The following is a 12,829-nucleotide window of genomic DNA, read 5'->3' as shown; positions in this document are numbered from 1 at the left end:
AAGTCTAAATAACCAAATGATACGAATTTCTACTCTACTTCTAGTGTTTCTCGCTATGAGTTCGCTCTCTGCTCAGCAAATTTCTAAAACAAACTCTAAAACCGAAAAAGATAAAAACGTTAAAAATCAGGATACTGTCTTAAAAGATAAAAAAGAAGCTGATAACGAATTACAAGAAATTGTAGTTTCTGCCTCTAGAAAAGCAGAAATTCTAGACGAAGTTCCGTCTTCAGTTACTTTATTGTCTAAAAAGCAAATACAACAACAATTAAGCATAAGTTCTAATCTTAGTGACATCTTAGGTGCATCTGTACCAGGTTTGGGTTTTACGACTAATAGAACTCAAAATTTAGGTCAGACTTTACGTGGTCGTCGTGTATTGGTTATGATCGATGGTATTCCGCAATCTACACCTTTAAGAGATGGTGCTAAAGATATGCGTTCTCTAGATCCTACTGTTTTAGATCGTGTTGAAGTAATTAAAGGCGCAACGGCTATTTACGGAAATGGCGCAGATGGTGGTTTGATAAATTATATTACAAAAAAGGCAAACACAGACAAAACCATAAGCGGATCGACTGAGGTTGGAACAAATTTCTCTCTTGTAAAACCAAAAGAAACGGCTGGTTTCTTTGTGTCTCAGTTATTTTCCGGAAAAGTAAAAAAGATAGATTATGTTGTTAGCGGTCGCTATGAAGAAACGGGTCTTTATCGTGATGCCAAAGGTCGCGTGCTTTCGCCGGAATATGGTATGAATGATCTTAAAAACTACAATGCTTTTGCGAAAATTGGTTATGATATCAATTCAAATAATCGATTGGAAGTAATGTATAACTATTTCCAAAGTACGCAACATACTGATTATGTTGCAAAAGCAGGTGTTTATGGTAATTTTGATTCGCCAACTATTGGGGTTAAAGGACAACGCCCGGGCGAGCCTGAAGGGACTCCATACAATCATAACGCAAGTTTAAGCTATATTGGAAAAAACATTATTGGCAATACTGATGTTAATGCTACGCTTTATTTTCAAGATTATCTTACGTTAATTAACTATAGTGACTTTTTTGAAAATAACGGACAACCTGCTACACAAAGTAAGAAACTGGGTTTTCGCCTAAATTTAAATACACCATATGAATTTAGTTCTCTTATATCTGGTAATTTAACGTATGGATTAGATATTCTTTCGGATATTACTGATACACATCTTACTGATGGACGATTGGTAATTCCTGAAATGAAGATGAACAATTTAGCTCCTTATTTTCAGCTTAAAAACATGTTTGGTCCAGATCTGGTTTTTAAAACTGGTTTAAGGCTTGAAAACGTAAATATTGATGTCCCGGATTATACTACTATTGGTATTCGTAATTATGTAAACGGAACTTATGTTGGGGGTGGTATTGCCGTAAATGGCGGAGCATTAGATTTTAATGCTCTTATGTTTAATGCAGGATTACGTTATACGAAATGGAGCTTATTTAAACCTTTTGTTAGTTTTTCTCAGAGTTTCAGCGTGGCCGATTTAGGTTTGGTTTTGCGTGCTGCAAAAGAAAATACGGTAAGCAATACTTCGATAAAAGCTGTTACGGCAAATAATTATGAATTTGGTTTCTCTGGATCTCTGGACAAACTTTCTTATGAAGGAGCGGTATATTATAGCACATCAAAATTAGGAGCTTCGTATGTTTATATTGATGGAAATCCGCAGATTTCACGCTCACCTGAAAAAATTTATGGTTTTGAATTGTCAGCAAAATATCGTCTTTTTTCGAAAATGGATATTGGAGCGAATTATTCTTTTACCGAAGGAAAACGTGAACTAACAGACAAAAAAGTTTACTTAGGTGGAGATCGTATCAATCCGCCAAAAATAACTGCTTATACTATTTTTAGACCTTTAGAAGATTGGTCTATTTTTCTACAAATGATTAGCACTACTGGTAGAGACAGATTTCAACCTGTAAATGGAGCGTATACTTATGGAACGGGACCTATAAAATCTTTTACGGCTTTTAATCTTTCGTCGAGTTACACTTTCAAAGAAAAAAGCACTATTCGCTTGGGAGTCGAAAATCTATTTAATAAAGATTATTACACAGTTATTTCGCAATGGCAGTCGAGCAATATGAATTATGTAAAAGAAAATGGTACGCGCCTAACAATTAGTTTTGCACAAGCTTTTTAGAATTTCTTTAAAATGACATAATCAAAAGATCTTAAAGGAGCCTCCAAAAATCAGATGTTTTGGGAGGCTCTTTTTTTATTGGAATCTTCTTAAAAACCAATATTGTTTACCGGATCAGTAAAACTGCAACCACAATTGCGACGCATGTTTTTGGCTTGTTTAAAAATGTATTTAAGGTAAAACTGGTGAGACGATTGAGCATATTTACCCAAATCGTTTGTGTTATAATCGTAAGCGTATCCTACCTGAAAGTCCTGTAATATATTAATTCCCATCATGGCGGTCACCGCAGAATTTAATCGGTATGAAACTCCAAAACGAAATTGTTGCATATACTCAAAGTTAAAAGCAAAATCTATTGCAAAAGGTACATTTGAAGCTGCTTTTGCCAATATTGAAGGTTTAAAAAGAAGGTCATCACTAAGCGCTGTCTGATATCCTGTTGTAAAGTAAATTTGAGGTTTGGCCGAAAGTGTAACCTCCTTAACATCGGGATCAAATTTTTCTTTAATCAAATTTGGAGACGATACTCCAATAAACCAACTCTGTGTATTGTATAGAAAACCTAATCCTACTCGTGGCGTTATTTGATTGTTTATATTATTCCTGAAACTGTCATCATTAGAATTGCCTAAATCAAGTCGCGTATAATCGACATTTAGGCTATTAAAACCTGCTTTTAGACCAAAAGTAAGCATGTTTATATCATTTGTATAGATAGTGTAAGAATAGTCTCCGGTTACGATTAATTGTTGGGTTACTCCTGCTTTTTCGTTTATTACATTAAACCCTGCTCCCATATTCATGGTAAGAGGAATATTTACATTAAGGTTTTGAGTTTCCGGAGCGCCTTCAAAACCAGTATACTGCGAGCGATTAAGTAATAAAATGCTTCCGTCAAAGAAACCCGCAAAAGCAGGATTAAAACTCGACATATTAATTTTATAATCTGAAAACTGAGCGTCCTGTTGTGCGTTGCCCGAAAACATAGTAAAAGTAACTAGTATGGCAAGTATATATTTAAGTTTCATTTGTATAATTCGATTTGTAGGTTTAAGGATTTAAGTGCAAAAAGCCTTTTTTTGTTATGCGACTATTGTCATGGTTTGTAAAACTAAATACATAATAATAGGTCCCAAACGGAAGCAAACCATTCCCGCCTCCGAGCCCATTATTAGCGTAACCTTTAAATTTATTATCTTCCTTTCCATAACTTGTAGTTTCGAAAACTAAACTTCCCCAACTGTTAAAAATTTCCAGTTTATTGTCTTTAAAAGTATCTGCACCTTCAATATCAAAAAAGTCATTTACTCCGTCACCATTGGCTGATATACCATTATGTACGACAACATCACAATAACGAAAAATAACCTCGACCTCAAGCCTTTGAGAACTTTCGCATTCTGCTCCTACAAATGCCGCGTAGTATTTATGTTTATCTTCTAAAACCGTAAATCCGTTTAGCGGACTACCTCCTGAAGCTCTGTCGTACCAAAGAATTTCTTGTTCATTGGTAACAAGATCTGTAATTAAGGTTTCTTTTTCTTTACAAACATATTGAACAGAATTTCCTGTTGGAGCCGCAGCATCGTTCACAATTATAGTTACAGGAACTTTTTGGCTATAGCAACTCCCTTTAAAATTTGCCGCATAATATGTTTGACTTTTTAGTAACGTATTTAATGCTAATGGCTGAGACGAACTAGCATCGCTAAACCATTTTACATTGGTTTCTTTTACTTCGATATCGCCAACACTCGCATTATCTACCACACAAAAACTTTGGGTAGTATTAAAAAATGTTGGTATAGAAAGCGGTAAAATTGTAAGGTTTGCGGTTTTCGAAGCCGAATTTCCGCTGGAATCTGTAACGGTTAATGTTATTGTATTTATACCAATATTAGTACAATCAAATGTGGTTTTATCTAATACTCTTGTTGCGATTTTGCAATTATCGGTAGAACCATTATCAATTTGTGATTCATTTATGATAAGATTTCCTGTAGTATCTAATTCAACCGTAATATCTTGTGTAACTATGATAGGCGCAATTTTATCTTCTATTATTACAACCGCAACTTTTGAAGCCGAATTTCCATTAACATCTGTAACGGTCAAAGTGACATTATTTGCACCAATATTGGTACAATCAAATGTGGTTTTATCCAAAGTAATTTTGTCAATCGAGCAATTATCCGTTGAACCATTATTAATCAGCGCCGGAACAATTTCTGCCTTTCCTGTAACATCAAGTTGGACTGTAATGTTTTTGGGGATAACATTTGGGGCAATCAAATCTTCTACAATCACGACAGCCGTTCCTGACGCTGAATTTCCATTTTTATCTAAAACTGTAAGTGTTACTGTATTTGTGCCAATATTCGAGCAATCAAAAGAGGTTTTGTCCAGCGTTATTTTATCAATCGAGCAATTATCAGTTGAACCGTCGTTAATTTGAGATTCGGTTATAGTTGCTTTTCCTAAAGCATCTAATTGCACCAAAATATCTTTTGTGGCAACTATTGGCTTTGTTTTATCTTCAACCGTAACAATTGCTGTTTTGGAATCCGAATTTCCGTTGACGTCTAAAACTGTAAGTGTTACTGTATTTGCACCAATGTTAGAGCAATCAAAAGTAGTTTTATCCAGAGTTATTTTATCAATCGAGCAATTATCAGTTGAACCGTCGTTAATTTGAGATTCGGTTATAGTTACTTTTCCTAAAGCATCTAATTGCACCAAAATATCTTTTGTGGCAACTATTGGTTTTGTTTTATCTTCAATGGTAACAATTGCAGTTTTGGAGTCTGAATTTCCATTGACATCTAAAACTGTTAGCGTTACTGTATTTACGCCAATATTCGAACAATCAAAATCGGTTTTATCCAGCGTTATTTTATCAATTGAGCAATTATCCGTTGAACCGTCGTTGATTTGAGATTCGGTTATAGATGCTTTTCCTAAAGCGTCTAATTGCACCAAAATATCTTTTGTGGCAACTATTGGCTTTATTTTATCTTCAACTGTAACAATTGCTGTTTTGGAATCCGAATTTCCGTTTACGTCTAAAACTGTAAGTGTTACTGTATTTGCGCCAATATTCGAACAATTAAAATCTGTTTTATCCAGCGTTATTTTATCAATTGAGCAATTATCCGTTGAACCATCATTGATTTGAGATTCGGTTATAGTTGCTTTTCCTAAAGCATCTAGTTGCACCAAAATATCTTTTGTGGCAACTGTTGGTTTTGTTTTATCTTCAACCGTAACAATTGCAGTTTTAGAATCCGAATTTCCGTTAACATCTAAAACTGTAAGTGTTACGGTATTTACACCAATATTAGAGCAATCAAAAGAGGTTTTATCTAGAGTTATTTTATCAATCGAGCAATTATCCGTTGAACCGTCGTTGATTTGAGATTCGGCTATAGTTGCTTTTCCTAAAGCGTCTAATTGCACCAAAATATCTTTTGTGGCAACTATTGGTTTTATTTTGTCTTCAATAGTTACAATTGCAGTTTTTGAATCCGAATTTCCGTTAACATCTAAAACTGTAAGTGTTACTGTATTTACTCCAATGTTTGTACAATCAAAAGTGGTTTTGTCTAAAGTTATTTTATCAATCGAGCAATTATCCGTTGAACCGTCGTTAATTTGAGATTCGGTTATGGATGCTTTTCCTAAAGCATCTAATTGAACCGTAATATCTTTTGTTACTACAATAGGAACTTCAGTATCTTTTACGGTAACCTTAAAGGAGCAAGTGTGTATAACATTATTTTTATCTGTAACTTCAAATGTATTTGTGGTGGTTCCAACCGGAAATAAACTTCCACTACGCAATCCGGCAATTCGTTTTATTATTAAAGATCTTCCTACCCATTTTAAAGCATTTGCCATTATTACATCCCCATTTGTAGATGCATCCCAACCTTGGTTAAGCGCCGTGGTTGAAATGGGGAAAAAATTCAAGCTCACACGTCTTGCGTGCTTTAAACCTACATTTTCTCTTGCAATAACCAACATGGCGTTATCGTCATAACGTGAAACTACATAAGAGCCAGGAGCTATTTGTGTAGAGCCGGATCGGTGGCCGAATGATCCTATATTAAATGATTCCACATTATTCATGATCGGATGATTTGGAGAATCGATTGTACCCAAGCTAGAGAATGGTTTTCGAACATTATTGTCTGGAATAAGAACTCTATATGCAGCTGTATTATACAACCCATTAATAGCTTGGTTGCCATTCTCAAAAGCAGCGTCTACAACACCACCACCATTATCAATATATTGAGCCAAAACGTCACCTAGACTAGGCATTCCAATAATACCATAAGAAGTAAAAACAAGTATAACATCATACTTTTTTAAAACTGCTAAATCAGGGGTAAAAGTCGATATATCTATCAGATCTACTACATCAAATTCACGAGTGTTTTCTAATTTCTGTTTCACATCCGAGCCCAAATCATAATTATATCCACCTAGAATGAGTGCTTTTGTTTGTTTGTTTTCAAAATTATAATTAACAATAGCACCACATTTATTCAGATCATTGTTGTTTACGATAATATCGGTAGGACATTTTAAAGGAATTGTTACAATGGCAGTTTTTGTGCTTGTATTACCCGTTAAATCTTTCACAGTTAATGTCACAGTGTTTTCTCCCAAATCGTCAAAACTAAAATTAGTTCTATCAAGCGTCTTCGAAGCAATACCGCAATTATCTGTCGAACCATTATCGATTTGATCGGCCGTAATAGTTGCATTTCCATTTGCATCTAGCTGAACTGTAATATCTTTTGTTTTTACAACAGGAAGTTCAGTATCACTAACAGTCACTGTAAAAGTTTGAGTATAAGTATTTGCATCTTCATCTGTTATCTTTACTGATATTGTTGTCGTTCCTGACTGACCTACAATACTTGTCAAATCAAGGGTACGCAAAGCGCCTGTACCTGAAAGTACTAAATTTGTATCGGGAATAAGAGTTTGATTTGAAGAAGTTGTGGAGACAATAAGATTATTGGGCGATGTTTTATCATCATATATAGTAAACTGAACAGCATCAGATTCGCCCCCACAAACCATTGTTACCGGGTTTATAACTGTAATACCAGATTCACTTGTAAGCTTACTTATCATTCTATACAATAAATTTAGTATTTCAACTTTTGGTCCCCAAGTTGTATTTTCAAACCATGGAGTTGTTAATCCTGAAAAACGAACCAATCCTGAACCTATTTTCTTTTCGGCCAAAATTGTTGCTCCTAAAGGAGAAGTTAAAATATTGTTTAATCCTACACCAGAAAAAGTATTGTGTGCAATGGCTTGTCCCTGATAATTTGTAACTGTTACAGGCTGATAGGGAGATAAAGTAAAAAAAGGATCAGAATTGTCTACTGCTACTGCAGTTAACGAATAAATAAACTCACTAGTAACACCAAAACCTACATTATAAGGTGGTAAACTTAAATTTGTAGCTGCGTTTATCAGTAAAGTTCCTCCTGCATTAACCCAGTTTTCTATGATTGTAGCATTATCGGTAAGAAAAGTTATCATTTGACTAGTACTACTATTACTACCTTCTATCCAAATAAATTTTCTGTTAGCATCAAAAAGAGCAGTTACGTTTACTGTATTATAATTATACTGAGACCAATCTGAGCCATAAACGGTATTCATTGCATTAATATTTGTAGGCAATCCCCAAGGTTCAATGGTTGAGCTTAAATATCCAGCGGTTGTTTGACTATGAAGTTTTAATATGCTAAATAATAAGAAGAATAGTATTTTTTTTTTCATATATAAAATGAGAAGTTAATAGTGATTTCTAAAAACACCAACTCTAAATATCTTTTATTTAACAATTGAAATTATCTAAAAAAAACATGAGGAGTATATTGACAAATTTAAAGCATCAGTTATACTTTCAATAAAAGCAAGGGGGGACAAAAGGGGGACATTTTAAACTTCGAAAACCTGCAAAATCAGCTTATTATAAAGTACTCCTTACTCTAAAGTTATTTTTTTTACTATTTTTACAATCCCAAAAACAAATACTACAGCCAAGAACCAAATGCTTTTAAAAAAAACCTACTGTATCTTTTTACTTTTTTTTGTGTTTCAACTAAAGGCACAAAATGCTCAAATCCGAGTGTCCTCTTTTGAAATTAACAGCAAAAATTTTGAGGCAATTTTAGAGCAGGAAAAATCTTTTGATACGGATACTATCGCCTTAAAAAACTACCTACAACCTCTTACTAAAAATAAATATTACAGTGTTTTTTACGAAGCGTTACTTGCCAACGGATATAGCGATTTTTACAACTCGTTAAACAACAAAAGCGATTTTTACTATTTACAATCTATTAAAAAAGCCAAACTTTTAAATGAGCTAAATATTGAAATCTGGACTCAGCTCAATTATGTAAGTTATCTTTATCACTACAGAAATTATATCCAGATGACTCCTGTATTGCTTAAAGTACTTGATCAAATTGAGAAACTAACGTCAGAAAAAATTATTCAACCCGGTGAATCCTTCAAAAAAATTGGATGGATTATGCAAACGCTTGGCGACTATAAAGAATCTACTTATTACTTAAATCTTGCCAAAAAACATACTTCAAGAAAGACTGCGGAGTATGCCTCAATTCTTGATAATATTGGTATTAACTATTTAAATACGTTAGATTTAAAAAATGCTGAATCTTATTTTCTACAAACTGCTACTTTAGCAAAACAAGTTCAGGATGAGGTTCGATATGCTAAAGCTCTTGGAAATTTAGCAGTCGTAAAACAGAAAAAAGGGGATTTTAAAACCGCTATTTCTTTAGTTAAAAAAGACATTAGCATCTCAAAATCTCAAAAAAGCGACCAGAATACAATGTATGCTTCTATCCTATTGGCAGAATTGTATGTGGCTGACAAAAATTTTGAAGAGGCAATTCAAGTTTTAAATGATGCACAAGATATTGCCCGTTCAAAACAGTATTTTGAAAAATCTGAACTCCAGATAATTCAGATTCAATTAGAAATTTTGCAAAAACAAGGTAAAACGGATAATGAACTGATGTTAAGAAGACGAATGCTTATTCTTCAGGATTCTCTGGAAACCAAAGATGGCGATATGGCTATTAATAAGTCAAACTGGATGATTCAGAAAACAAAATTTCAACAAAATATAAACCGTACAAAAGCGCAATACAAACACGAAACTTCTGTTAAAAACATTTATGCAATTATTACCATTTTGGCTTTTGTATTGCTTATCACTCTTTACTTTATTTTTAAGAAACATTTGAAAAAAAGGCAATTTGAATACAAGCAAAATGTTACTTCTTTAAAAACTGAAAAATTTAAAAGCGAACAAAAATTATCTGAGGTAAACGAAAACTTAAACTCTCATGTTGCCTATCTAAAAGATAAAAACAATCAAATCAAGAGATTAAAACATGAGATTGAGCAAATTAAACAATCACCATCTCATAGTCTTGAAAAAGGAAATTTAAGTACTTTACTGGAATCGCATTTAATGACTGATGAAAACTGGAATAGTTTTAAGAGAGAATTTCAGAAAGAATATCCGGAATTCTATCGTTTACTGGAAGAAGATTTTCCTGAAATTACAGATTCTAATAAACGAATATTATTATTGCAAAAACTACAATTTAATAATACCGAAATCGCCGAATTATTAGGAATTACAACTGAAGCGGTTAAAAAATCGAAGCAACGCCTTAAGAAAAAACTTGGAGACAAATTCGATTTGCTTTTCGAACATATAAGTTCAAAAACCTTGTAAACTAAAAACTATAGAGAAGAATTAAAAAACTTCTTCTCTATAGTTTTACAATCATTTATATATAGATGATTTTGAAATTCCTAAAGTCTTTGCGCATTACTTTAGTTGCACATCCAAAATTGTGTGAGCCATTATAAAAAAACAGTAACAAAACATGGAGACAAAAAGCTTTTGAAATTTTACTCCTTTTATATTGTTATTAAAACCCTGTAAGGTTTATATTTAGCGGCATAATGAAATGCTTTTTCGGTGTCTTGAAATGGGAATTCTTTTTCTATGAAAGTGTGAAATGGATAATCTAAAAAGTGATCTTCAAAAAAATCTACAGCATTGGTAAAATCTTCATAATTATAATTATGCATTCCTCTAATGCTTAATAATTTTCGAATAATTACTTCAGGATTTACTTCAACATTTGCAGTTGGTGTTACTGCACCAATCCAAATGTGCTGTGCTCCTATTGCACTAAACTGTAATCCTGTTTTTATGGCTTCTACAGAACCACTCATATCAATGATTACATCAAATCCTTTTTTGTAAAATCCTGACGTGATTTGAGTAAGTTCCTCAATAGGGTTCAAACTATTGTATACATAATCTGCTCCAAAAAATTTGCTGTTTTCCAATCTTACATCGTCAATATCAAGCATCGTTACAGACGAAGCTTTTTTCTGTTTGGCAATTGTAGAAGCAATTAATCCTAAAACTCCTGCACCCAAAATCAGTACATTTTTTCCTTCTATTTGATCTATCAATCGATGTGCTGCCATTGCTGTAGCTCCGGCACAATTAATAATGGGAGCGAATTTTTCGTCTATTGACGTTGGCAGTTTTAAAATTCCTGTTCCAATTTTTAAAATGCAATGTGTTCCTAATCCACCGTTGAATTTTTCTTTATCCGTAAACTGAACGTGTCCGTATTTAAACAAACTTGCAGATTTTTGAGGCATTTTGTCTTTTACAAACTCATCACTATCTGTTGCTGCAAAAATGGTCCAGGTAATAAGATCACCAACTTTTAAGATATTTCCGTTAAGATCGTAAAAAGGCTCACTTTGTGCCATTTCAAGGATCTCGCCTACAATTTCATGTCCTAAAACAATTGGCGACGGTTCTTTTCGTCTTCCCGCAAAAGTGTGCAGGTCACTTCCACACAATGTAGTGTATTTATTTTTTACTAAAATCTCGCCTTTTTGTAAGGATGGTAAAGCGGTATATTCGGGAAGAATACTACCGTTTTTTTCATTAAAAAGCATAACGCACGAACTACACATTTTTCTTTAAGTTATTTGAGTTATCAATTTTAAAATCAGCTCCTTGTTTTTCTTTACCATTTCGCAATAATATGTCTTCATTGAACTTGTAGCTAATTTTGACTTCTTTTTTGTTCACATTTAGAATAAAATATCCATGTGCTGCAATGTCGTTGTACAACATATGCGGATTGAGTTTGTATAACAATTTGCTCTTTTTTGCAATTTGTTCCGTTGTAAGTCTATCGTCATTTTTTGACGTTATTGATGGCGTTAAAAACTCCCAAGCGATTAGTTTTTTACTATCTGATGCATCAGTTGAATTTAGTTCTAAAACATGACTTTGATGATGATCTCCAGTTAAAATAATGGGTGGGTTTTTTAAGTTTTCAAAAACTTCTATCAATTGATCTCTTTGATACGGATATCCTGTCCACCAATCTTCTTCTTTAGCCTTTTCTTCTTTTTTACTTTTATATCCTGTAAACATGACCTGATTGACTAGAAAATTCCATCTTGCGTCACTTGTTTTTAATCTTTCTGATAAATGATCAAATTGTTTCTTTGAAATCATTTTTCTTTGCGAACTAAATTTCGCCGGATCGTTACTCAAAAGCTGTTTGTCTCGTCCGTCTAATCGTTCTTCTAGAAAAAAGAAGTTGGCATCTTTTCCTATTTTTATCGAACGTATCATTTCGCTAGTCGATTTTGCTCTAACAGGCATCCATTCAAAATAAGCTTGTACTGCCGCTGCACTCCTGTCGCTCCAGCTTCCTTCGTTACTTTGATGATTTTTAGCCCCGCCGAAATACGCATTATTGGCCAATTCGTGATCGTCCCAAATACAAATGAAAGCTTTGGTTCGATGTGCTTTCTGAAGCTCTTTGTCTTTTCGATAAAGCGCATATCTTTTTCTGTAATCTTCTAAGGATATGAGCTCATGCATTGGGTCATTTAATCTATTGCTTTCATCCAGAAATTCCTGGTTACAGTATTGTCCTGTTCCGTATTCGTAGATGTAATCTCCTAAATGAAAGACATAATCAATCTCAGGATTATCTGCAATATGACGGAACGAAGTAAAATAGCCGTCCTCGTAATTATTACAACTTATTACTGCTATTTGCACTGGATTTGAAAGCGAAACTGGCAATGTTTTACAAACTCCAATATCTGAACTCGTTTCGTTGTAAATAAATCTGTAATAATAAACCTGATTGCTGTCGAGTCCTGTTGCATCAACTTTTACAGTATAATCACTGTCTTGCGATGTTGTTACAGAACCTTTTTTAACGATGTTTTGAAAAGCTGCATCATTTGCAACCTGCCATTCGACATTGCAGGCTCCAGAAGTTGCAGCATTAACACGTGTCCATATAATTACAGCATCTATTGTTGGATCTCCCGATGCCACACCATGAGTAAAATAGCTGTTCGTATTGTGGGCAAAAATTGAAAATACTCTTACCGGAAATAACAACGGTATCATTCCTAGCATGGATCGTTTAACAAAGTTTCTTCTGTTCATCTTATCTTGATATAAAGCACAATAGTACTGCTTGAATGTTATGT

At 33.7% G+C, this 12,829-nt stretch carries 6 protein-coding genes; 2 read left to right on the top strand and 4 right to left on the bottom strand.

Features of this window, described 5'->3' with window-relative positions; genetic code table 11:
• The first annotated feature begins 16 nt into the window (after positions 1-16).
• Positions 17-2,191 carry a TonB-dependent receptor gene (locus IW18_RS16215; RefSeq protein WP_084607968.1) on the top strand — a complete coding sequence of 725 codons (2,175 nt, stop codon included), beginning with the start codon at positions 17-19 and terminating at the stop codon, positions 2,189-2,191.
• Positions 2,192-2,280: 89 nt separating this feature from the next.
• On the opposite strand, the gene IW18_RS16210 is transcribed toward IW18_RS16215, so the two are convergent.
• Together IW18_RS16210 and IW18_RS16205 are read right to left on the bottom strand one after the other, a co-directional pair.
• Positions 2,281-3,222, bottom strand: a complete 942-nt coding sequence (locus tag IW18_RS16210; protein WP_084607967.1) for a PorP/SprF family type IX secretion system membrane protein — start codon at positions 3,220-3,222, stop codon at positions 2,281-2,283.
• A 22-nt stretch (positions 3,223-3,244) separates the two neighbouring features.
• Positions 3,245-8,002: a gliding motility-associated C-terminal domain-containing protein gene (locus IW18_RS16205; RefSeq protein WP_041518925.1), complete on the bottom strand. Its 4,758-nt coding sequence runs from the start codon at positions 8,000-8,002 to the stop codon at positions 3,245-3,247.
• 316 nt (positions 8,003-8,318) lie between these two features.
• Between IW18_RS16205 and IW18_RS16200 the strand changes: the two genes are divergently transcribed.
• Complete coding sequence (locus IW18_RS16200; RefSeq protein WP_123902491.1) at positions 8,319-10,004, top strand: tetratricopeptide repeat protein; 1,686 nt, start codon at positions 8,319-8,321, stop codon at positions 10,002-10,004.
• A 188-nt stretch (positions 10,005-10,192) separates the two neighbouring features.
• Here IW18_RS16200 and IW18_RS16195 read toward each other — a convergent pair whose 3' ends face one another.
• Together IW18_RS16195 and IW18_RS16190 are read right to left on the bottom strand one after the other, a co-directional pair.
• Complete coding sequence (locus tag IW18_RS16195) at positions 10,193-11,260, bottom strand: zinc-binding dehydrogenase (protein WP_160113227.1); 1,068 nt, start codon at positions 11,258-11,260, stop codon at positions 10,193-10,195.
• Between the two features lie 10 nt (positions 11,261-11,270).
• On the bottom strand, positions 11,271-12,755 hold the full coding sequence (locus IW18_RS16190) for an alkaline phosphatase D family protein (protein ID WP_041518923.1): 1,485 nt from the start codon (positions 12,753-12,755) through the stop codon (positions 11,271-11,273).
• Positions 12,756-12,829: the final 74 nt, after the last annotated feature.

Origin of the sequence: Flavobacterium hibernum, assembly GCF_000832125.1 — a bacterium.
Taxonomy (GTDB): domain Bacteria; phylum Bacteroidota; class Bacteroidia; order Flavobacteriales; family Flavobacteriaceae; genus Flavobacterium; species Flavobacterium hibernum.
The sequence above is the reverse complement of the archived record's forward strand: the minus strand, read 5'-3'. Positions and strand labels throughout refer to the sequence as shown.

What these genes read in the sequence shown, in the direction of transcription:
- IW18_RS16215 (WP_084607968.1), top strand. Translation starts at nt 17, where the DNA reads ATGATACGAATTTCTACTCTACTTCTAGTGTTTCTCGCTATGAGTTCG.
- IW18_RS16210 (WP_084607967.1), bottom strand. Translation starts at nt 3,222, where the DNA reads ATGAAACTTAAATATATACTTGCCATACTAGTTACTTTTACTATGTTT.
- IW18_RS16205 (WP_041518925.1), bottom strand. Translation starts at nt 8,002, where the DNA reads ATGAAAAAAAAAATACTATTCTTCTTATTATTTAGCATATTAAAACTT.
- IW18_RS16195 (WP_160113227.1), bottom strand. Translation starts at nt 11,260, where the DNA reads ATGCTTTTTAATGAAAAAAACGGTAGTATTCTTCCCGAATATACCGCT.
- IW18_RS16190 (WP_041518923.1), bottom strand. Translation starts at nt 12,755, where the DNA reads ATGCTAGGAATGATACCGTTGTTATTTCCGGTAAGAGTATTTTCAATT.